Annotated in this window: 17 protein-coding genes; 5 read left to right on the top strand and 12 right to left on the bottom strand. The window is 45.3% G+C overall.

Going from position 1 to position 21514, the window contains the following annotated elements; genetic code table 11:
- Window positions 1-17 precede the first annotated feature (17 nt).
- Together helD and ACXHJ2_RS13760 are read right to left on the bottom strand one after the other, a co-directional pair.
- The gene (helD, locus tag ACXHJ2_RS13755; RefSeq protein ID WP_228392896.1) at window positions 18-2378 is read right to left on the bottom strand and encodes an RNA polymerase recycling motor HelD; all 2361 of its coding nucleotides are present in this window, start codon (window positions 2376-2378) and stop codon (window positions 18-20) included.
- A 361-nt stretch (window positions 2379-2739) separates the two neighbouring features.
- A complete protein-coding gene (locus ACXHJ2_RS13760) occupies window positions 2740-3771 on the bottom strand; it encodes an FUSC family protein (protein ID WP_014599646.1) in 1032 nt (343 codons plus the stop codon).
- Between the two features lie 354 nt (window positions 3772-4125).
- On the opposite strand from ACXHJ2_RS13760, the gene ACXHJ2_RS13765 reads away from it, so the two are divergent.
- Window positions 4126-5295, top strand: a complete 1170-nt coding sequence (locus tag ACXHJ2_RS13765; RefSeq protein ID WP_165080103.1) for a glycosyltransferase family 4 protein — start codon at window positions 4126-4128, stop codon at window positions 5293-5295.
- Window positions 5296-5351: 56 nt separating this feature from the next.
- Here ACXHJ2_RS13765 and ACXHJ2_RS13770 read toward each other — a convergent pair whose 3' ends face one another.
- The 5 genes from ACXHJ2_RS13770 to ACXHJ2_RS13790 form a co-directional block, all read right to left on the bottom strand.
- Complete coding sequence (locus ACXHJ2_RS13770) at window positions 5352-5984, bottom strand: DUF2238 domain-containing protein (protein WP_165080105.1); 633 nt, start codon at window positions 5982-5984, stop codon at window positions 5352-5354.
- A gap of 26 nt (window positions 5985-6010) precedes the next feature.
- On the bottom strand, window positions 6011-6214 hold the full coding sequence (locus tag ACXHJ2_RS13775; protein WP_013370570.1) for a YwbE family protein: 204 nt from the start codon (window positions 6212-6214) through the stop codon (window positions 6011-6013).
- Window positions 6215-6283: 69 nt separating this feature from the next.
- On the bottom strand, window positions 6284-7024 hold the full coding sequence (locus ACXHJ2_RS13780; RefSeq protein WP_165080107.1) for a DUF1361 domain-containing protein: 741 nt from the start codon (window positions 7022-7024) through the stop codon (window positions 6284-6286).
- 443 nt (window positions 7025-7467) lie between these two features.
- Window positions 7468-10020 carry a beta-mannosidase gene (locus ACXHJ2_RS13785; protein WP_165080109.1) on the bottom strand — a complete coding sequence of 851 codons (2553 nt, stop codon included), beginning with the start codon at window positions 10018-10020 and terminating at the stop codon, window positions 7468-7470.
- Window positions 10021-10227: 207 nt separating this feature from the next.
- Complete coding sequence (locus ACXHJ2_RS13790; protein WP_129549072.1) at window positions 10228-11295, bottom strand: LacI family DNA-binding transcriptional regulator; 1068 nt, start codon at window positions 11293-11295, stop codon at window positions 10228-10230.
- A gap of 279 nt (window positions 11296-11574) precedes the next feature.
- On the opposite strand from ACXHJ2_RS13790, the gene ACXHJ2_RS13795 reads away from it, so the two are divergent.
- Window positions 11575-13266 carry an ABC transporter substrate-binding protein gene (locus ACXHJ2_RS13795; protein WP_165080111.1) on the top strand — a complete coding sequence of 564 codons (1692 nt, stop codon included), beginning with the start codon at window positions 11575-11577 and terminating at the stop codon, window positions 13264-13266.
- Between the two features lie 63 nt (window positions 13267-13329).
- Here the strand turns inward: ACXHJ2_RS13795 and ACXHJ2_RS13800 are convergent, their stop codons facing one another.
- Genes ACXHJ2_RS13800 through ACXHJ2_RS13810 form a run of 3 tightly spaced genes read right to left on the bottom strand, consistent with a single transcriptional unit; the run spans window position 13330 to window position 15277 of the window.
- Entirely contained in the window at window positions 13330-14553 is a 1224-nt protein-coding gene (locus ACXHJ2_RS13800; RefSeq protein ID WP_165080113.1) for an MFS transporter, read from the bottom strand.
- A 2-nt stretch (window positions 14554-14555) separates the two neighbouring features.
- Window positions 14556-15116 (bottom strand): GNAT family N-acetyltransferase, encoded by a 561-nt coding sequence (locus ACXHJ2_RS13805; RefSeq protein ID WP_165080115.1) that lies wholly within the window; start codon window positions 15114-15116, stop codon window positions 14556-14558.
- 59 nt (window positions 15117-15175) lie between these two features.
- Window positions 15176-15277 (bottom strand): DUF2500 domain-containing protein, encoded by a 102-nt coding sequence (locus tag ACXHJ2_RS13810; protein WP_232795297.1) that lies wholly within the window; start codon window positions 15275-15277, stop codon window positions 15176-15178.
- A 452-nt stretch (window positions 15278-15729) separates the two neighbouring features.
- Here ACXHJ2_RS13810 and nrdI point away from each other — a divergent pair, with 452 nt between their 5' ends.
- The 3 genes from nrdI (at window position 15730) to nrdF (ending at window position 19343) form a co-directional block, all read left to right on the top strand.
- A complete protein-coding gene (gene nrdI, locus ACXHJ2_RS13815; RefSeq protein WP_013370560.1) occupies window positions 15730-16089 on the top strand; it encodes a class Ib ribonucleoside-diphosphate reductase assembly flavoprotein NrdI in 360 nt (119 codons plus the stop codon).
- Entirely contained in the window at window positions 16076-18160 is a 2085-nt protein-coding gene (nrdE, locus tag ACXHJ2_RS13820; RefSeq protein WP_165080117.1) for a class 1b ribonucleoside-diphosphate reductase subunit alpha, read from the top strand. Before nrdI ends, nrdE begins: the two co-directional genes overlap by 14 nt.
- Window positions 18161-18377: 217 nt before the next feature.
- Entirely contained in the window at window positions 18378-19343 is a 966-nt protein-coding gene (gene nrdF / locus ACXHJ2_RS13825) for a class 1b ribonucleoside-diphosphate reductase subunit beta (RefSeq protein ID WP_165080119.1), read from the top strand.
- 175 nt (window positions 19344-19518) lie between these two features.
- Here the strand turns inward: nrdF and ACXHJ2_RS13830 are convergent, their stop codons facing one another.
- Together ACXHJ2_RS13830 and ACXHJ2_RS13835 are read right to left on the bottom strand one after the other, a co-directional pair.
- Window positions 19519-20754, bottom strand: coding sequence for an MFS transporter (locus ACXHJ2_RS13830; RefSeq protein ID WP_165080121.1), 1236 nt, complete (start codon window positions 20752-20754; stop codon window positions 19519-19521).
- 155 nt (window positions 20755-20909) lie between these two features.
- The gene (locus tag ACXHJ2_RS13835) at window positions 20910-21383 is read right to left on the bottom strand and encodes a MarR family transcriptional regulator (protein WP_165080123.1); all 474 of its coding nucleotides are present in this window, start codon (window positions 21381-21383) and stop codon (window positions 20910-20912) included.
- Window positions 21384-21514: the final 131 nt, after the last annotated feature.

Below are 21514 nucleotides of genomic sequence, written 5' to 3' on the forward strand. Positions count from 1 at the left end.
TAAAGAACATGGTCACTTTATTCCACTTTACGAATATACGTCTCCGATTCCTGCGAACTTACGAATGGCGTAATCTCCCCTATGCTATATATATGCAGCAAATGCATCGCTCGCGTACAGGCCGTGTAGAACAATTTACGCTCACTCTCACGCTGGTATTCTTGCACTGATCCGTCATAAATGAGGACCGCATCAAACTCCACGCCTTTCGCCAGGTAGGCCGGAATGATATGAATCCCCTTTTCAAAAGCAGGGGTTGTTTTCTTAATTAATTTTGGCTTTACTGGCAGTTGTCCTTCCAGTGCTTCGTAGGCTGCCGCGCTTTCATCAGCATTTTTACAGATCACTGCGATGGATTCATAACCCTCTGCCAGCAATTTTGTAACATTCCCGGCAATCAGTTGGTGTAGCTTTTCACGCGAGTTCACCTCGGTTACCAGAGGCTTCTCACCCTTACGGTTAAACGGAACAATATGCTCTCCCCCTGCTACCATCCCCCGGGTAAACTCTACAATCTCCTGTGTTGAGCGATAGCTGCGTGTCAGGGAAATCATCTCGGTCTGGTCTGCTCCATACAGGTCATACAATGGTTCTGCATCCTGAAGCACCGAAGCATGGGCATAGATGGCCTGATTAAAATCGCCGAGTGCCGTCATTTTAGCCTGCGGAAATAATCGTTTAAAGAAAGCCAGCTGGAATGGTGAATAGTCCTGTGCCTCATCAATAAACACATGACGGATGTTACTATTGGAACGGAAGCCCAGCATCAGCTCACGCAAATATAAAAAGGGCGTCACATCCTCATACGCTAATTCTCCAGCCTGAATTCGTTTCAGAGTTTGCCGACTAATTTCACTCCAGTTGACGGGTAGCTCTGCATGATTCGACAGTTGGCTTAATAACGTCTCGTTCATAAACAACTCGCTGTATAGACGGGTTGTATCCACGAAGCGGAGTGCCTTAATCCACTTGCGCAAGGGCTTTAAGCGGTCACTGACCACCATACGTGCCAATATTTCTCTTTCACGTGTAAAGTCGTCGAAGGTATCGCCTTTATTCTTGGATTTACGGCGCATGCGGTTATATGCACGCTGATAATCCTCCGGCTCCATCAGATCCATCTGCTGGTCCACCCAAGGAGCGGAGCATTCTTCCTTACCAAAGCGGGCCAGCTCTTTGAGCATCCAATCGCGTAGCAGTTCCAATCGGTTCGCCAGCCGCACAGCCGAGTCGAATTCATAAAACTTGCTTGCCATTTGCTCTACTGAGATCACCTCACGTCCCTGAAAACGAACAGGTTTAAAACGCATTCCCTCCTGTTCCAGATGCGCCTTGTAGCCTGTAATCACATGTAAGAACGTCTTGGATGACTTAAAACGGATACCTTCCATCCTAGCTTCATACCCAGGCTGTGACGACGCTGATAGCACATATTCCAGCTGCTCAAAAGGATCTTCTAACTGAAACTCCCGGCCCAAACGCCGTTCCAAATATTCCTGAAACGTGGCCTGAAGCATATTTTCCTCACCCAATTCAGGCAATACCGTTGAAACATAACTGTTAAACATGGGGTTTGGCGAAAATAACACGACCTGATCCGCTCGCAAGCGATCCCGATATTTATACAGCAAATACGCTACTCTCTGAAGCGCTGCAGAGGTTTTGCCACTTCCTGCCGCTCCCTGAACAATAAGCATACGGCTTCGGTCATCACGGATGATGCGATTCTGCTCCTTTTGAATGGTAGCGACAATACTTTTCATTTGAGCATCCGAGCTCCGGCTTAATACGGCTTGAAGGAGTTCGTCTCCAATGGTAACCCCTGTATCGAACATAAAGCGAATCTGTCCGTCACGGATTGAGAATTGGCGTTTGAGCGTCAGTTCTCCTTCCATCTCTCCTGCTGGGGTCTTATAAGAAGCGGGACCTGGCATGTTATCATAATAAAGATTCGAAATAGGCGCACGCCAGTCGTAGATCAGAAATTCCTCATCCTGATTATCCAGCAGGGAGGCAATCCCCAGATAAATACGCTCCGCAGTCTGCCCTTCCTCAGCAAAATCAATGCGTGCAAAATAGGGTGAGTCCAGCAACTTTTTCAAACGACCTAGCGCCTCAGTGGAATGCTTGTGTCTTCGTTCCCGCTCAGACAAAATCTCAGACTGCTGACGCAAACTGGTGGAGGTCTCACCCACATCATCCGCCTCACTGAAATTGATCGTTACCTCATCCCAGAAGTCTTTACGCATATCGACGACATCGCCGCGCACAGAACCAACCTCTGTCTCCAGCTTCCGAATACGCCCGCTAATGACTGCGGTCACATCTTCTACTCTTCGTTGTTCCTCATTCCATTGCTGCTCAGTAGTCACTGACATCGCTCCTGTTCCGTTTCCTCCTGCTCCGCGCAGGGCTCCCTTGCGTACAAACTATGCTCTATTATGGACCCGGGCATACTCATCGCATCCCCCTGATCCGGGAAAATTGACTATTCCTTTGAAGCATGCTATAATGTAACAAGAAGTGTGTTAACAACTTATGCAATACGGTTTTACGATGTAAAACATAGCATCCTCTATTGTAGCAAGTTCAGTCCCTGTTCGCAACCAGTGGGCTTTTTTTGTATTTTCTGGCAATCTTCCATTAGCCTGTTCCTACATCCTTGAATTCATTACATAAAAAAGCGACCGTCCATCTGATTGATGAATACGGTCGCCATTTCTTTTTTTTCGAAATTGCCTATCGACTCTCTTCCACAGGATGAATATGATCGGCCAGTCTGCTTAATCGCTCCAGCTGATGACCATAGTCGTACATCGTCGCAGCTACGATGGAAAGCCGCAGCATTCCCTCCTCACAATGGTCAAAACGTGTAATGGCATGCTTCATAAAATCGCCGTTGGCCTGCTGAAACAATTCACTTTCATCCTCATTTGGTTTCAGTTTATTTTCGAATTTCAGCAGAGCGTGCTCGTGGAAACGAATCAGCCGCTCCAGATGATCGTCAAAAAACGCATCTGTTCCCTTTGGACGTAAAGACTGGAAGTAGTGCCTTTCCACCGCATCCAACACCTCGTATCCTTTGTGCAAACTTTCGAGCATTTGTTTGTATACGACCATTTGTCTGGTCTGACTAAACTTGGTGCGCTTGAGCTTTTTCTGCTCCTCTTCGAACAAATGATATTTGTCCGAGAGTGATTTAATAGCTCCCTGCAAATTTCCCTTTTCCTCTCTAAAGACAGACTCCTTAATCTCATCGGAAATGGCGGTTCGCAGCAGCAAGGACATGCTATTAAATACATTTTGAATCTGATTGATAAACTGCCTTTTCGGTTTGGGAGGAAAAACAGTAATGTTGATGACAAAAGCAGACACAATCCCGATCAGAGTCAGCGCAAAGCGGGTTACTGCAAATTTCCAGTCCCCTGAAGCCTCCATGACAGAAACAACGGTCACGAGTGTCAATCCAACCGTATCAGCCATGTTTATTTTCAGACATATCATAAGTACCAATACACATACCAGTCCGACCGCAATCGGCTCATTCGAAAATACCATTCCGCCCAGCAACGCCATGACTGCACCTAATGTGCTTGTTTGGAGTTGATCCAGAAAATAACGCCACGACCTATATATCGACGGTTGCATGGCAAAAATAGCGGCTATCGCTGCCCCCACAGGCGAATGGGTGTTCAAAAGCGTGCTCAGAAAAAGGGCGAGCGTCACTGCGATTCCCGTTTTTAACACCCGTGCTCCAAAAGCCAAAGCCATCCCTCCTGCTTACCCTTTAAATTTATTCATACCGAATTACTATAATGAAATTTCAAGACAAAGTCCATGTTTTATTATTACCCAAAACCATCGGAGATCAGGAATATTTATGAAATGTACAGTTCCTGCTAGGATACATATCAACAGGATTCCCCTATATACATCAACATCGCAGAAGGATCTCATCGTGCCATGGATTAGTAAAATCTGAGAAGAGCGCCCGTCCGCAGGGCAACTTTTACAAAACCCGGCAAGCCCGTAAACAAAATCATGACACAATAAAAGCCGGAGCCTCCAAGCGGACTCCCCTGGAACGTCATAGGATAATGAGAATGGCGGAGGAGGAATGAAGGCATGCTTCGAGTCGCATTATTTACAGACACGTATACGCCTGATGTCAATGGCGCTGCTCTGACACTGGAACGATGGATTGGCTATTTGGAGACACACGGGGTATCTACGCTTGTCTTCGCACCGGAGGCAGACCATCATCTGTCCTCGGGGCCGGGCGTGGAGCGATTTCGAAGTATTCCCTTTTTATTGTACCGGGAATGTAGACTAGCGATCCCTAACGCCAAACAAATCAACGAGCGCCTGTCAGCCTTTTCCCCGCATCTAATTCATGTCGCTACTCCGTTTAACCTTGGCCTGTATGGAACAAGCTACGCTGCCAAACACCATATTCCACTTGTCGCCTCCTATCACACCCACTTTGATAAATACCTCGAATATTACAAGCTTCGCTGGCTTGAACCTGCGTTATGGAAATACATGCTCTGGTTTCACAGACATTGTGAAAGGGTATATGTCCCCTCTCGGTCAACCATGGAATTGTTACGCAATAAAGGAATGGGACAGCTCGAAATCTGGGGTAGAGGAATTGATACCGACCGCTTCCAGCCCACAGTGAATCGCGAAGCGATATGGGAAAAATGGGGCGTTCGTGCAGACGCATTTGTGATTTTGTATGTGGGCAGACTTGCACCGGAAAAGGGAATAGATACGTTACTGGATTCCTATCTCCAGTTACCCGACGACGTCCGCGCAGCCTCAGTGCTGGTCATTGCAGGAGATGGCCCATTGTTTAAATTCAAAACTGCAGCAGATATCGGAGTGCCAGAGCACGCAGTTCACTGGCTTGGTTTTGTAAAAGGACCGGAATTAGCTGAACTGTACGCTGCAGCCGATGTATTCCTCTTTCCTTCCACTACGGAAACCTTCGGTAACGTCGTTTTGGAGGCTATGGCCAGCGGAACGCCCGTGATCGGCGCCAATGAAGGCGGGGTAAAAGATAATGTAATCCAGGGGAAAACGGGGTTACTGTGTCCAGCTGGAGATGCCGCTGCCTTTGCCAAAGCTGTACACCTGTTGTACGAGGATGTCCCACTTCGCGACTTTCTGTCCAGAACTGGTAGAGCATACAGTCTGGAGCAGACGTGGGACCGTATTTTTGAGCGGCTACTGGACAGCTACATGGATGCAGCGACCCTGCATCTCGACAGCCGCCCTGTGACGCGAATATAACCCTAAAAAAAAATTCAAAACTACGGTAATAAAAAGCGGCTTAAAAAGAAACCCTGCTATACCTTTAGCTGTTTGAGCAGCTTGTTATGTACCCCGCTTAACAAAATCACCGCTGTCAGGGCACCGATGAACGCAAGGAGCATATCCCATTGAGTATCCCATACATCTCCCTGTGTCCCCAAAAAGGCTTCTGCCGCCGTACCGGTTGCCTTGGCTACAGCAAACTCAATCAGTTCGTACACAGCACTGATCGCAAGGCACACACTAACCGTTAGAAAAGTGAGCCAGCTCCCGCTTCCCAAAGCCGTCTTACGCAGCAGCACCTCCCTGACAATGAGTGCAGGCACAAAACCTTGCGCAAAATGCCCAAGTCGATCATAATAATTGCGCTCCAGCCCAAACGTATCCCGAATCCAGTTGAACAGCGGCATTTCGGCATAGGTATAGTGCCCGCCGACAATCAGGATGAGTGCGTGTAGCCAGATTAGGGTGTATACCAGATTGGTAAAACGAAATCGACGGTAAAGAGCCGCTAGCAGTACAGCTCCCAAAACGGCTGGGAGAACTTCCAGTACCCATGTAAAATAATCCGTCGGACGAACCAAGGACCCAATGAGAGCAAGCACCAGCAGTACAAGTAAAATAAGTGGATAACGATCATTTTTAGACCATGCCGTTACCTGATTCATACATTATTCCTCCTAAGCCCAAAGCTCTATCCTTCATTCATTACAATATGTTTGACACGTCCAACCTGTCCGTCTACCAAACGCACTTTGATTCCATGCGGATGACGTGGGGAATTGGTCAATATATCCTTCACCGTTCCTCGCGTCAGTTTACCCGTAGGCTGATCCTTTTTAAGCACAATATCCACCTGAAGACCAGCGCGGATATCAGATCGGTTCTGTCCATTCATTGTAGCTATTCCTCCTTTGCTTTTACATTTTATCTTATGATGATATTTAGCCACTCAGCCCCATCGTAATCACCAGCGATGCCATTCGTCCCGGCGGCTGTTCCCCATCCAGGCCACACACATCATGGATATATAGCTAACGAGCAAAATAACGAAGACCATCCCGCTAAACTCCACAAAATGAGTGCGTTGCAAGGAATCCGCCCATATGGAGGATACTTGTGTGTACAACTGGGACGGTGCAGACACAATATCCCATGTGTTTCCTCGAAAGAAACGGCCAATATAAATACCTAGGCTACTTAGCAGGAGTACCGCCAGCATAAACAACCAGCTGACAAGCCCGCCCCGTGCACGTTGCACCAACTGTCGTACAGATTCAAGCGATACAACTCCCATGGTGATACCAAGCACAGCTACCAGCAGCATCCCTAATGCATGATTCCAAAAGTACGGATTGCCCCAAAAGCGCTGCTCCCCGAGAAATGGATACCTGGCAAATACATGCAGCAAATCTGTGATCAAATAAGGCGTATTGGGATAAAAGAAAAGCCATCCAGCCCCTATGACCCAGAGCAAAAATGTCCTTGTTCCCCTTCTCCACGAGCAATGAATGACATCTAGCAAAAGCGTCAACAGCATAGGAATCCAGGCCAGCATCATATTCCACCAAATAAAAAGATAAGGGCGGCCCCCTGAGGGCAGTCGCACGTTAATGATCCACAATGTACTAATTACGGAGCATAGGGCCAGTGCAATAAAAATATAAAGTTTAACTGGATAATTTAACGATCTTAAACGGTCATACATATGTTTCTTTCCCTCCTTGTAACCGTCCATCCTTCTTGACGTTCCAATTTACACCTATTCTGGACAGTGTACACCACAATGGCTTCAAGCTCAATGGAAGCGCTCCACTCTGCATAAAATGAAGATAAAAAAGCATCTATTCTCCCGGGGTTGATCTTATGTCCCTGGGAGACAGATGCTTACTGTATTTCAGACTTCATTTCACAGGTAAAGCGATATACGAATGCGGATCTTCTGATCAAAAGGAGCCCTCCAATAGGCTCAATCTTAGGCAGCATTTCCCGGGTAATGCTGTAATTCAGCTCCCCCTGCTCAAACACTACTCACGGATTTCTCTACATGCTCTCAGCCGGCCGTATGTTTTTTAATACTCCAACCGGCCGGATGAAGAGGAACTTCATTGTCCATCATCTACTTCAAGGCGGATGAGCTTTAACTGTCCTCTAACCTTGTATCCAATTGACCAATGCTTGCACCGTCAATGCACCTGGCGCTGCTACCTCAAATGCGGAGGCACCGTTACGCAAGGCCAGAAATTCCACGGTTTTAGGAACTCCGGGAGCCAGATCCAGATGGTTGTCACTGAAAATCCCCTCCTGCTCTGCGGTCAGCCACACATGTCTGGCAAGTACATCCGAGCAAAGCGTGAACCTACTGCCTCCACTTCCCGGTATCTCCGTCACTTCAATTTTCGCCTGCGGTAAATCCATCTCTTTCGTACCTGAAAAATAAATTTCGCTGGCGGCCACCTGTTCACCGTTTTGTATCAGACGTGCGACCAGCATATGCTCCGTACGATCCAGGCCATCCAGCCATTTGTCGGTAGGCAGTATATGTACGATCCCTGCGCCGCCTGCTTGCTGTTCTACCTTAATGTTCTCTTCACGAATAGCCTGACTGCCACGGATATGCAAAAGTGTCAGCTGCAGCGTACCCGCTATCGGTTCTAGCGTATCGTTAACCAGATGCAGCTCTTTACTCCCCTGTTCCGTATCTACTGCACTTAACAGCACATCGGCAAAGCTGCGTTTAGCCGTATATTGAAGCGCCTTCCAACGACCAAAATAGTCCATACTTGACCAGGAAGCAACGGGCCAGCAGTCATTCATCTGCCAGTATAATGTCCCCATACAATAGGGCTTGTGACGACGATGGGCCTCTATGGCCATTTTCATCGCCTCTGCCTGTAAAACCTGGCTCATGAGCAGAAAACATGGAAAATCCTTGGGTTGCCGCATGTACCGTCCCATGTATTCTTGAATTAGCCGATTGCCCGAGCCGTTCTTCTGATGTGCCAGCATCACCTCAGATTCCAGTTCCAAATCCTTCTCTTCCGCATAAGCGCGAACAGACTTGTATTCAGGAAAGGACTGAAAGCCATACTCACTCATAAAACGGCCCACATGTACGTGATAATTTTCAAACGGCTCAGACGCATGCCATACTCCCCAATAATGGATGTCTCCCGCTGTGGAGGACGGATGAGCATGCTGATTTCGATCTCCGGTCAGATCAATTAGCGGTGAGGAGGGCCAATATGCCGTCTGCGGAGTCCAGGCATTTACCGCCTCCGGTAAAATCCGGTGGAAAAGCGTTTCATAATCTTCCCATAGGCGTTCTCGTTGCTCAGGCGTGTAGGCCTTTTTCCAGCCCCAGCCTGCATTTTCTTCATAATGCGCCCATGCGGAATCAATCTCATTATTGCCGCACCATAACGCAATGCAAGGATGATGGCGCAAACGCTTGATGTTATCTTCGGCTTCCTGCGCTACATTGTCCAAAAAAGCCTGATCCCCCGGATACATGCTGCATGCGAACATAAAATCTTGCCACACGAGCAAGCCGTATTCATCACAAAGGTCATAAAATACGTCTTCTTCATAAATACCGCCACCCCACACCCGCAGCATATTCATATGTGAGGCGGCCGCACTGGCAATTTCATGCCGATATCGTTCCAACGTAACTTCGGCAGCAAAGCTGTCATTCGGAATATGGTTCGCTCCCTTTGCGAATACGGGGATTCCATTCAGCTCAAAATAGAAGCTCTCGCCTACTGTATCCCGCTCACGTATTAGACGAATCGATCGTAGTCCCGTTTTCACTGATTTTTCCGCAATTACTGCTTCCTGTGCTTGCTCCTTCAATTCGGTTACAAACGTATACTGATGCGGCTCCCCCAGCCCACGACACCACCACAGCTTCGGCTCCTTCATATCCAGCTCCAGCTCTACTGTTTGCTTTCCCTTCAGAAGACAAACCGGCTTGGACCACACCCTGCCATCAGCAGAAATACACAACTCGGCATCTCTAATCTCATCTGCACTTTCAATTTCTACCATTGCCGTGAGTTCAGCCCTCTCGGTACTCACTTTGTCCTGTCGAATAAACAAGTCTCTTACGACCAAACCAGACCAAGCTTCAATCCGGACCTCTCTCCAGATACCGCTCGTCACCAGCCTCGGTCCCCAATCCCAACCATAGTGATAGGGAGCCTTACGAGCGAAAACGCTTACTTTTTTATCGGACAAGCCACCTATCTCGGACTGATCATTCGGTGCGGGGAGTCCATAGCCCAACCTTTCCAGCTTAGGCACATCTTCCGCAATCGGAGAGCGAAAATGGATTTCAAGCCGATTTTTCCCTTGCTGAACAAATGCCTTCACATCCTGTCTCCATACCCGAAACATATTATTGGCCGATAAGACAGTTTGACCATTCACTCTTACATCTGCGTAGGTGTCCAGACCTTCCAACACCAGCTCTACACATTGACATTGAAGCTGATTTGCATCTATCTCAAAATAGGCTTCATATATCCAATCCTGCTTATCAATCCACTGTACCTCCATCTCGTTCATACCGATAAAAGGATCAGGAATTTTGCCATGTCGCAAAAGATCGGTATGCACACAACCCGGTACTTTCGCACTGAGCCACTCATCACTATGTGCTTCCCTAAACCTCCAGCCATCCAACCCTATCACATTAATCATCGTCGTAAGCCTCCCTATAAGGATGATTGGGAACATCTGGATCACTCATTAACATAACAAAAATAACATTAAGCTAACAAATCAGTCAATTGTTTTTTTGAACAATCGGTAAAACACAAAATAAAAGTCGCCCTCTACCCCTAAACAGGCTAAAAGCGACTTCCCTCGGCTTCACTGTGGATCAAATTCATCCCACATATCCGGACATCAACTATATTTGATTGTGCTAAAGGGACGATCACGATCATCATTTTCCTGCCTGATCCGTGGCGCGTGAACTTCCCGTACGAGTAGATCAGCGTGTAGCAACTTTTTTTCCACAGGCGAGTTTGGGTTCATGATGCGCCATAATAATTGGTCTACCGCCCGCATCCCCAACAGTTCCTTATCCACTCTCACCGTGGCATAAATCGGCATTTGATCATTCGTATCGTCAAACCCGGTTACCCCGCACCGCCTCGGAACGTCAATCCCCTTTTCTTTCAATACTTCCACGACTTGCGAAGCAGTCACGTCATTAGCACAAACAAAAACCTCTGGTAGCTCATTCTCGGACAACTTGTCCATTTCCTCAGCAAGCGCCTGCGCTCCCCCATAAATAAGGGCTTTGTTCTGCCGTAATTCTACTCCGCTCATTTCCAGTGCAGACCGAAAAGCTTCCCAACGTTCATAGAAACTGTGAGCGTCGTCAATATGACCCACAAACTGAAAGTGGGCATAGCCCCTGCACAGCAAATCCTTCATTAATTCATTCATGCATGTGCGATTATCCGTGAACACCGCATCACTTAAAAATGCAGAGTCCCAATGATCCACCATGACAACCGGAATACCCATTCGATAAATGTTCAGTAATAACGTAGTTGAAATCGTTCCTACAGTGATAATCCCTTTAATAGCCTCTGGGTTCAGTAAAGAAAACATATCGTCAGTTGAAGGCTCCGTTAGCGTGATCATATCCAATCCCCTGCGGTTCAGACGCTCGGAAATCCCTTCAAATACAGGTCCCCAGTACTTGGACTCCCGATTCTGGTGTCGAATATTCGGAAATAACACCAGCACCGTACCCGACCATTCTCTGGCATCTGTGTCCCGAGGCTCTACCCCAGTCATTTTGGGATGACTGCGAAAATAGCCCATCTGGGCAGCAAGCTTAACCAGCAGCGCCCTTGTCTCTTCACTTACACCGGGTTTGCCTGACAGTGCACGCGAAACAGCAAACTTTGAAACGCCCGCCGCATCCGCAATTTCCTGTAATGTTACTTTTCCACGCATCTCCTCACCCAACCCTATTCGAAATCTTTTTCTACCTTAGTCTTCTAAATATACAGGTATGCCTATAAACTGGTACCATCGTAGCATACTTTGTTTTAGATCATCAAACGATGGATTTGCACAAATCCACACCTTTCATTTAAATATGTTTGCTTAATAAAAAACAAAACACATAACAAATAAACATAAATAACTTGACGTAAGGTTCTTTATTTCCTACAATTTACTATTGAAAGCACTTACATTGTGTAAATCATACTTATTAAGGGGGATTTGCAGATGTTCACGAACAGGTCGGTACAACAATGCTCTATCCTGCTCCTGGCTTTGCTGCTGCTTGTTACAACGGGCTGCGCGAATGGCAAAGGCGGTACGGCAGAAAAGGAAGACCCCGATGACACCAGTCCCATTACATTTACGTTCTTTGGCGGTGACTCAAGCTCCAACTGGAACAACATGAAGGACGCTGTCGGGCAGGAAATAACCAAGAAAACGGGTGTTACACTCAATGCCGAACATGCTGTCAACGGTCGAGGCGAGGAAAAGTTTGCTTTAATGGCTGCTAGCGGAGAGTACCCTGATCTCGTGTACCCCAAAGGAGACATTGGAAAGCTGGTCGATGCCGGGGCACTCATTGACTTAACCGACCTGATTGATAAATACGGTCCTAACATTAAGAAAGTGTATGGAGATTACTTTAACCGTATTAAATATAGTAGTGAAGATCCCGCCATTTACACCATTCCGACCAATCTGGGCGTAGATCACATCGCGTTTGATGCACAAGCAGGCTTCGAAATCCAGCATCAGGCCCTTAAGAAGCTCGGATACCCCAAAATTCGCACCGTTCAAGATTTTGAAAAAGCACTTAAAGATTATGTCGCCAAATACCCTACTACTAATGGCCAGCCTACCATTCCCTTATCGCTCGATGCCGAGGACTGGAAAATGCAGATTACTGTGACAAACCCGGCAGTTACGGCTACAGGTGGACCAGACGATGGCGAATATTATATTGATCCTAAAACACACAAAGCCACTCTTCACTACAAACGCCCAGAAGAGCGAGAGTATTTCCGTTGGTTAAACCATATGTACAATGAAGGTCTGTTGGATAAGGATACTTTTGTACAAAAGAGTGATCAGTACAAATCCAAAATCGCCGCAGGTCGTGTCATTGGACTGATTGATCAGGAATGGAACTACCAGGATGCCGAAAATGCGCTCAAAGCAGCAGGTAAGGATGAATACACTTACGCTCACTTTCCAGTCACTTTAAATGAGCAATACGAAGATCATTCCCTTCAGCCCATTGGTTTTGATACTGCGTCCGGGATCGGCATCACAACTTCATGCAAAAACCCGGTGCGAGCGATCAAGTTTCTGGACTTCCTAGCCTCGGACGAAGGGCAAATTTTACGTAATTGGGGAATTGAAGGCCAGCATTACAATGTAGAGAATGGCAAACGAGTCATTCCTGCGGCTGTGCAAGAACGCAAAAACAAAGATAATGCTTCTTTTAGCAGAGAATCAGGTATCGGTTTGTATTGGATATGGGGACCACATTACGGCGATAGCGTTAAGGACCCTACTGGCAACTATTACACAACCAATTATCCGGAGATGATTACCGAAAATTATAGTCAAGCGGAAAAAGAATCCCTTCAGGCATATAAAGCCCGGACATGGAAAGACCTGTTCCCGAACGAGAAGGATTTTCCGGTAAAAGAGTGGGGTGCTGCCTACAACATGCCTGTTCCGACCAATACAAATTACAATGTTATTTATCAGAAGTCGCAGGACATTGTACGCAAACGGATTCCTGAGGCCGTACTCGCCAAGCCAGATCAATTCGATGCTGTGTATGACCGCATGCTCCAAGAGCTGGATCAAGCGGGTGTACCAAAGGCTGAAGAAATCTACACTGGCCTGATCCAGAATCGTCTGAAGCTATGGTACGGGGAGAAATAGAGTCTGATTACTCATGAAGGTGCATAGGGGCTGACAGCCAGAACCTGTTCAGCCCTGTTTGCATTAAACATTCTGCTTTGTTGCTTTTTCTTTCCAAGAACTATTTTTCCTTGATCCCCGATGGACATAAAGCAACAAAAAGATTGGGATCAATGCAATCCCGCCACACAGCATCCAAGATATCTGAATAGGTGTTTGATCCGAAGTAAGATTGGTAAAATTACGGCTTACGATGCCTGTCACGATTAAACCTATACACATGCCTAGTTGGGAAATGGCTGAATCCAGAGATAGCAGTGTTGAACGATACTCATTAGTGATCCTTTTGTTCAGAAAAATTTGTTTGGCAACCGGGTACATCCCTCGCCCAATTTCATAGATAAAAAAGGTAAGCAGTACAGGATAAAACGTGTTGAAAGCACCCGCTAAAATGAGCCATATCCCAATCATCCCGCAAGCATACATGAGTATATGTACATCACTATAACGTGCGCCTAGCTTTCGAACCAGATAGCTTCCCAAAGTCATACATAGTGAATAGCCTGCCTTAATAAACCCCATAATCCAAATCCCTTGTTCAGAAAGACCGACCAGACGTGGCTGTTGAAATGTATTCCCTGCCGAGTTTGAAAAGCTGATAAATAAACCAATGATAAACACAATCCAGATCGACTTATTTTCAAAACCGATACGGACACTTTCCCTGATAATCGTTTTAATGTGAGTAGTTGATGCTTTTCGATGGGTAATATTCTTCTCATCCATATAAAAGCAGCATAGAAATATACACAGGATAATAGATACAATGCTGGCTGCCCAGGGAAGTGAATAGTTAAAAGTTGCGAGAAAGGCCCCCAACAGACCGCAAATAAATCCCGAAATGTACTGTATACTGTTGGAGGTTGTAAAAAGAACTTCCATCGGCTTATCGCTGTTTTCCACAGCCCAGGATTCCAACGAGCCTGATTGCAAGCATATTGCCAGACCCCCAAAGACTTGTGCGAACACAAGCAGGCACATGTGATCTGCCCAAACGAATAACACACTGTAGACTAGAAAACAACAAAGTCCCATAACAACAGAAATCTTTCTTCCATATTTGTCTGCAATAGCTCCTGTTGGTATTTCAAACAGAAAAATACTTACAAAGAATACAACCAGCAAGAAATTCGCACTTTGCAGAGAAAGTCCTTTAGCTAATAGAAATAGAATAAGCGTAGTTCCCGTGATTTCACTCATAAAAAATTGCAGAAAGCTGACGAAGTAAAATAGCTTATGTGGCCTCACTTTCAGGATTCCTTCGTTTTCTCTACAGCCTCATACTCACTTCGCAACATTCCCATCTGAATAATGTCATAGTACTGTCCTTCCCTGAATAGCTTTTCCCGTAGCCGCCCTTCCTCCTTGAAGCCACATGCCAGATAGCAACGATATGCACGTTCATTGAACGCATACACCTCCAGTTCCAGCCGATGCAGGTTCAGCGAACGAAACGCAAATTTTTGTATCAGCCGGATTGCTTCCCGCCCATAGCCCTTGCCCAGGTCACCGTCACGCCCGATTACAATTCCAAGGGTGGCATGCCGATTCACCCAGTTGATTTTGAATAAATCGAGTTGTCCAATATAGTCCAATGTGTCTTTATGAGCAATGATAAAGCCCTTGATCTCAGAGGTGCCGTCAATCATCATCTGTACAAACGATTCACTATTAGCCAGTGAATGCGGATAGATAAATACGTCGCTTAAACCATGTGTGATTTCCGGGTCATTGACCCATCTTCGGATATCAGGTATATCCTCCTGACGGTACTCTCTTAAAACAATTCGTGCTCCAATGATATGTGGCATCGTCAGCTTCCTCTCTATATGTATTTGTTCTGGTAATACTCTAACACCTCGCCATCCCTCTACGCTCCCATTAATCTCACAAACTCCAGAAAACGTGTACCTTTATAATGAACCTCCCCGCGATCCCCGATTACAATCATTCCGAAGTCCGTATCCTTCACCTCCAGCTCCTTACGTTCACCCCCTCCATAAAACCACTTTCCATCTACTTCATCCTTTCTACAGTAAAATGCAAATTTTCCAATCTATTGCCCATTGACAAATGGTACATCCTCAGCCTTAAAAACTCCAATACTTTTTTAACATACTTACGAAAAAAAAGTTCTTTCGCTCTTTTCCGCACCCTGCTTGGACTTACACCGGATCTAGGTCCTCTGAGCCTCTCTAGACCGATTGACAAAACTATATATAGATATAAAATAGAGATTGTACTCTAAATATAGTGTAAAAAACGTATTTATGCCCGATATCTTGAAGATAAAGGTATGAAAATACATGTAAATATAGAGTCAAAAATCTTAAATGGCGCAGCCAGCAAGGGATTACAGCTATGATGGGTCTCTTGGCAATGCCGTTTTCTTTTTTTCGTTAATTGTTAAGGAGGTTGCACACCATGCTGATTGCTTATGATTCCAAGACCGGCAATGTAAAAAGATTTATAAACAAGCTCAAGCTTCCGGCTGTTCAGATTGAGGAACAAATGACCATAGAAGAACCTTACGTACTCATTACATATACAACCGGGTTTGGACAGATACCTGAGAGGGTATCTTCATTTTTGAAAAAAAATGCACAAAACCTTGTTGGTGTAGCTGCAAGCGGCAACCGTAACTGGGGTGACAAATTTGCCAAAAGTGCGGATTTGATTGCCGACCATTATAATGTCCCCGTGATTAGCAAATTTGAATTATCTGGAACGTTCGGAGATGTAGAGCGTTTTAAACAGGAGGTGAGCCGAGTTGCGGCATATTGAATTGAACAACATGTTGATGAAACGCGATACAGACGGCTTTTTCCAATTGGAAAAGGACCAAGAGGCTGTAGCAGAATTTATGAAGGAAGTTCAAGAACGGAGTTTGAAGTTTGCTGACACAGCTGCTCAAGTGCTGTATATGATTGAGAATGATTATTACGAAAATTTCTATAACAGCTACACGGCTGATGAAATTAATGATATTTTCCATATCACTCATAGCTATAATTTTAAATTTCCTTCCTATATGGCAGCATCCAAGTTTTATACCGATTATGCAATGAAGAGTAATGACCGTAAAGTCTACCTGGAACACTACCCTGACCGGGTGGCTGCTGTCGCCCTGCATTTGGGACGCGGCAACGCCGATACGGCCCGCCTGTTGTCCCGCTCGATGATGGAGCAACGTCTCCAGCCAGCTACACCAACTTTCCTGAACGCTGGCAAAAGCCGTCGTGGGGAATTGGTGTCCTGCTTCTTGCTCGAAATGGATGACTCTCTGAACTCAATCAACTATGTATTGAACACTTGCATGCAATTGTCCAAAATCGGCGGCGGTGTGGCGGTTAACCTGTCGAAGCTGCGGTCACGCGGCGAGGCGATTAAAGGTGTAGAAGGCGCAGCAAAAGGCATTATGCCTGTGCTGAAGCTGATGGAAGATGGTTTCTCCTACGCGGATCAAATGGGTCAACGTAAAGGCTCTGGCGCTGCCTATTACAACATATTCGGATGGGACGTGCTGGAGTTCCTGGATAGTAAAAAAATTAATGCCGATGAAAGAGTACGCCTTAAGACACTTTCGATCGGATTGCTGGTGCCCAACCGCTTTTACAAGCTGGCTCAAGATAATGAACCGCTGCATGTGTTTGCACCTTATAGTGTGTTCAAGGCTTATGGAACGCATTTGGACGACATGGATCTGGATGAAATGTACGATACACTGCTCGCTGACGATCGAGTGAAGAAAAAAATAGCAATGAGCGCACGTGATATGCTGACGAAAATTGCCATGATTCAGTTGGAGTCTGGCTATCCATATATTATGAATAAGAGTAACGCAAATCAGGCGCATGCTCTTAAAAACGTGGGCCAAATCAAAATGTCAAACCTGTGCACGGAAATCTTCCAGCTACAGGAAACTTCTGAGATTGCCGATTATGGACAACAGGATATTATTCGCAGGGATGTAAGCTGTAACCTGGCTTCCCTGAACATTGTAAATGTGATGGAGCACGGCAAAATCCGCGAGTCCGTTCACGAGGGTATGATTGCTCTCACTTCGGTCAGCGATATGACCCAAGTGGCTAATGCACCAGGTGTTGCGAAAGCGAACCGTGAAATGCATTCCGTTGGTCTGGGTGTCATGAATCTGCACGGCTACCTTGCCAAGAACAAGATTGCATATGAAAGCAATGAAGCGAAGGATTTTGTCCGTACCTTCTTCATGACGATGAACTATCATTCCATCGAAAAGAGTATGGAAATCGCAAAAGCAGCCGGACAAAGCTTCTATGGATTTGAGGAGTCAGATTATGCGACAGGTGTATACTTTGACCGATATCTGAACACGGATTATCGTCCAACAACGGCACGTGTGCAAGAGCTGTTCAAGGACATTTATATTCCAACTCAAGCGGATTGGGACAAACTAAAAGCAGATGTCAAGAAGAACGGTCTGTACCACGCTTATCGTATGGCGATTGCTCCTACTGCCAGCATTTCGTACATTCAAAATGCAACGTCCAGCGTTATGCCAATTGTTGAGCAGATCGAAACTCGTACCTATGCGAATTCGACGACTTACTATCCGATGCCGTATTTGCAAAAGGATAATGTATTCTTTTACAAATCCGCTTATCAAATGGATCAATTCAAAGTGCTTGATCTGATTGCTGAAATCCAGCCTCACGTGGACCAAGGAATTTCGACTGTACTTCATGTGAACAGTGACGTGACTACGCGTCAGTTAGCACGTTGCTATCTGTATGCTGCACATAAAGGACTTAAATCGTTATACTACACACGTACCAAAAAACTGTCTGTGGAAGAGTGCCTCACTTGCTCCATCTAATGCATATATGGTAACAAGCTATAAAATAAAATTAGATTTTGAATAGATATGAATGCTTGGCATTAGAAGCTGTATCCAGCGCGTGGTTCAGACCTTTACAGGATTGGACAAAGCCCTCACGGATACAGCTTCCGTATGTCAAGCATACGATGACTCTCCGGTAACATCTCACGTGTGTTTCTAGGGAATCTCGCAAGCTGAAGGGAGAATGCTAACAATGACAGGTATACAAGCCGTAAACTGGAACCGCTCGGACGATGATTTCACACTGATGTTCTGGAACCAGAACATTATGCAATTTTGGACGGATGATGAAATTCCGCTGTCTGACGATAAAATGTCCTGGGTAACCCTTAGTGATATTGAAAAAGAAGCCTACATGAAGGTGCTGGGCGGCTTGACCCTGCTGGACACCATTCAAGGCGGCGTGGGAATGCCGCAAATTATGGAGCATGTGGACGGAATGCAACGCAAAGCGGTATTAAGCTTTATGGCGATGATGGAGCAAATTCATGCCAAGTCGTACAGTAGCATCTTTACAACCCTGGCTTCCACGGAAGAAATTGACGGTGTATTCCGCTGGGTGGAAGAAAATCCGCATCTCCAAACGAAAGCTGAAACCATTCGTCAGTATTATATGAACATTCACACACCGAAAGACCTGTATCTCGCGATGGCTGCGTCGGTGCTGTTAGAAAGCTATTTGTTTTATAGCGGCTTCTTCTATCCTCTCTATCTGGCGGGTCAGGGAAAGCTGACATGCAGCGGGGAAATTATCGATCTGATCCTGCGGGACGAAAGTATACACGGTGTCTACGTAGGTGTACTGGCACAGGAGATTTATGCGGAACTGGACGAGGAAGAACAACGCGATCTCTACCAGACGCTGGTAGGCTTGCTGCGCTACTTGCACAATAACGAAGAACAGTATACCGAGCAAATTTATGCCCCTATTGGACTTGTAGACGATGTTAAAGTCTTCTTGCGCTACAACGCCAACAAGGCCATGATGAACCTGGGCTTTGATCCACTTTTTGAAGAAGAAGAAGTCAATCCCATTGTATTCAACGGCATCAGCACCCACACCAAGCAGCACGATTTCTTTTCTAAAAAAGGAAACGGCTATGTACGGGCGATGAATGTAGAGCCGCTAACAGATGATGATTTTAACTTTGGCGTATAAGTACACATACGTAAAATGAATTTAGCAAGGCGATACTATAAAGAGCCATCCACATGCGGATGGCTCAGACTGTAAACAAATAGGGTTTCAGAACTTATTCCTAAGTTCTGAAACCCTATTATTTTCTTAAAACTACCTGCTATGCAGGTGGTTCCGGAAAGCTTCGAGCGGTAGTTTACATATTCGCATGCGTTCTCTTATATAAAACTGGTATGGCCACCGCTATAAGAATCATACCCATAAAAGCGGGTGCGGCATGACCAAATGATACATAGATTTGACCTCCAATGATAGGTCCAATCATTCTTGCTAAAGCCTGAATAGATTGACTACCTCCTTGAATCCTTCCTTGTTCACTAGAATTGACAGACTTGGAGAGCATCCCATTAAATGAAGGTCCAAAGATCGAATCGCCAAAACCAAATATAAACATTCCAGCGATAATAAGTGGATAGAATGAGAACAAAGCAGATAGCGCAATAAGACCATAGCCTATAATCTCCGAGACCATTCCCAGAATTGCTATCTGTTTATCACTAAGTTTTATCAAGAGCTTTGGCATGATGAAACCTTGTGAAATGATATCTTGGAATCCCATAATCGAAAACATAAGTCCGATTAATGCAGGCTTCCAACCGAAGGTATCCATTGTAAATTGTGAAAAAACTGCCTGTAAAGATCCGTTGGGTATCCAGAGTAAGAACGCTGAGAAAAGTAGCCTTTTCAAGTTTTTCATGGAAAGTACGTTTGCAAGCTGTGTATATGGATTCAGTTTTACAAAGGTGATCTCTTTCAGTCTATGTTTCTTGTCAAGGCTCTCCGGCATAAAAAAGAATCCATAAACAACATTCAATAAAGTGATTATTGCTCCAAAATACATGGGTACAGAATAACCAAACTTGGCAAGTAATCCGCCTAGGGTTGGGCCAATGACCGTGCCGACACCTACAACCGCACTCACCCATCCAAAGTATTTAGTTCTCTGTTCTGGAGGAATGATGTCTGCAAAATATGCGAAGATCGAGCTTATGCTCCCACCTGTTATACCTTCCATGATGCGCCCAGCAAATAGTACCCATACAGCTCCTCCTATACCAAAAACTAAGTACCCGATTACGGAACCCAAAAGGCATATTAAGAGCAATGGACGACGACCATATTTGTCACTCAAAGCTCCAAGTATGGGAGCCGCAAAAAACACGCAAAATGCATAAACAGAGGTCAGCAGCGTAACAACTATGGCTTGTTCTTCCGGACTGCTTGTATAAGGCTGCACTAAGAATGGGACGACAGGTGTTATGATACTGAAGCCTACTCCGCAAAGAAACACAGAGATAAGGCCGAATATTAAAGCGTGTTTATCTACGGTTTGTTCTGTGGTCTGTTCATTATGTGATCTAAATTTGAACACTTCAATTCTCCCCTCAAAAGTTGTAATTTTTCTTCCCAGGAAACAAAATTATCGTATCATATTTTTCCTTCCTAGGAAACAAAAAAACAATAAAAAAAGCAGTCCGTTCTCAATAGAGCCCGGCTGCCTATGGTTTGATTTTCATTATTCAAATTTTATTTCGACTTAATATCGTTACCCTTTTTCTTTATTTCTGCATCCAAATGCCTGCTATACTTATCTATGAAGCTAAGCATACTGTCAAATTGCTCATCAGTTACCTGCTCAAATACGGCTTTATCCCGCTCTTGAAACTCTTTGTGCAGTTCCTCATGGATTTTATAGATTACTTTCCCTTGCTCAGTAAGCCTAAAATAGATTTCTTTTTTGTTATCCGGCTTCTGGTAGCTTTCGATAAGGCCTTTTTTTATGAGCTTCTTAGTTATTTTACTTATGGCACCGCTAGTCATATAAAGGGACTCCGCAAGTGTTGTCACGTTGGAATCTACATTTTTTTTAATATATTCCATGCAATGTACTTCAGAAGACTTATAACCCTTAAGACTGTCTTCCATCTTATCCTTATTGAGCCAAACCATCTTGTTATATAAGTCCCTGAAACCCATTATGACCTGTTCTTCTTTGTTCATGGACTGTCCTCCCACCCGTTGGTGCATTAACAACATAATATAATATATTTTTATTTCCATTTCAACAATAACAAAATGATTATTTTAGGAATTGAGCGATACATAAAAAAAGAGATCCAAACACTCCCCAT

The sequence above is a fragment of the Paenibacillus sp. ALE3 genome, assembly GCF_054113405.1.

What these genes read in the sequence shown, in the direction of transcription:
- helD (WP_228392896.1), bottom strand. Translation starts at nt 2,378, where the DNA reads ATGTCAGTGACTACTGAGCAGCAATGGAATGAGGAACAACGAAGAGTA.
- ACXHJ2_RS13770 (WP_165080105.1), bottom strand. Translation starts at nt 5,984, where the DNA reads ATGAATCAGGTAACGGCATGGTCTAAAAATGATCGTTATCCACTTATT.
- ACXHJ2_RS13790 (WP_129549072.1), bottom strand. Translation starts at nt 11,295, where the DNA reads ATGCGTGGAAAAGTAACATTACAGGAAATTGCGGATGCGGCGGGCGTT.
- ACXHJ2_RS13760 (WP_014599646.1), bottom strand. Translation starts at nt 3,771, where the DNA reads ATGGCTTTGGCTTTTGGAGCACGGGTGTTAAAAACGGGAATCGCAGTG.
- nrdI (WP_013370560.1), top strand. Translation starts at nt 15,730, where the DNA reads ATGCTGATTGCTTATGATTCCAAGACCGGCAATGTAAAAAGATTTATA.
- ACXHJ2_RS13765 (WP_165080103.1), top strand. Translation starts at nt 4,126, where the DNA reads ATGCTTCGAGTCGCATTATTTACAGACACGTATACGCCTGATGTCAAT.
- nrdF (WP_165080119.1), top strand. Translation starts at nt 18,378, where the DNA reads ATGACAGGTATACAAGCCGTAAACTGGAACCGCTCGGACGATGATTTC.
- ACXHJ2_RS13785 (WP_165080109.1), bottom strand. Translation starts at nt 10,020, where the DNA reads ATGATTAATGTGATAGGGTTGGATGGCTGGAGGTTTAGGGAAGCACAT.
- ACXHJ2_RS13780 (WP_165080107.1), bottom strand. Translation starts at nt 7,024, where the DNA reads ATGTATGACCGTTTAAGATCGTTAAATTATCCAGTTAAACTTTATATT.
- ACXHJ2_RS13835 (WP_165080123.1), bottom strand. Translation starts at nt 21,383, where the DNA reads ATGAACAAAGAAGAACAGGTCATAATGGGTTTCAGGGACTTATATAAC.
- ACXHJ2_RS13775 (WP_013370570.1), bottom strand. Translation starts at nt 6,214, where the DNA reads ATGAATGGACAGAACCGATCTGATATCCGCGCTGGTCTTCAGGTGGAT.
- ACXHJ2_RS13805 (WP_165080115.1), bottom strand. Translation starts at nt 15,116, where the DNA reads ATGCCACATATCATTGGAGCACGAATTGTTTTAAGAGAGTACCGTCAG.
- ACXHJ2_RS13795 (WP_165080111.1), top strand. Translation starts at nt 11,575, where the DNA reads ATGTTCACGAACAGGTCGGTACAACAATGCTCTATCCTGCTCCTGGCT.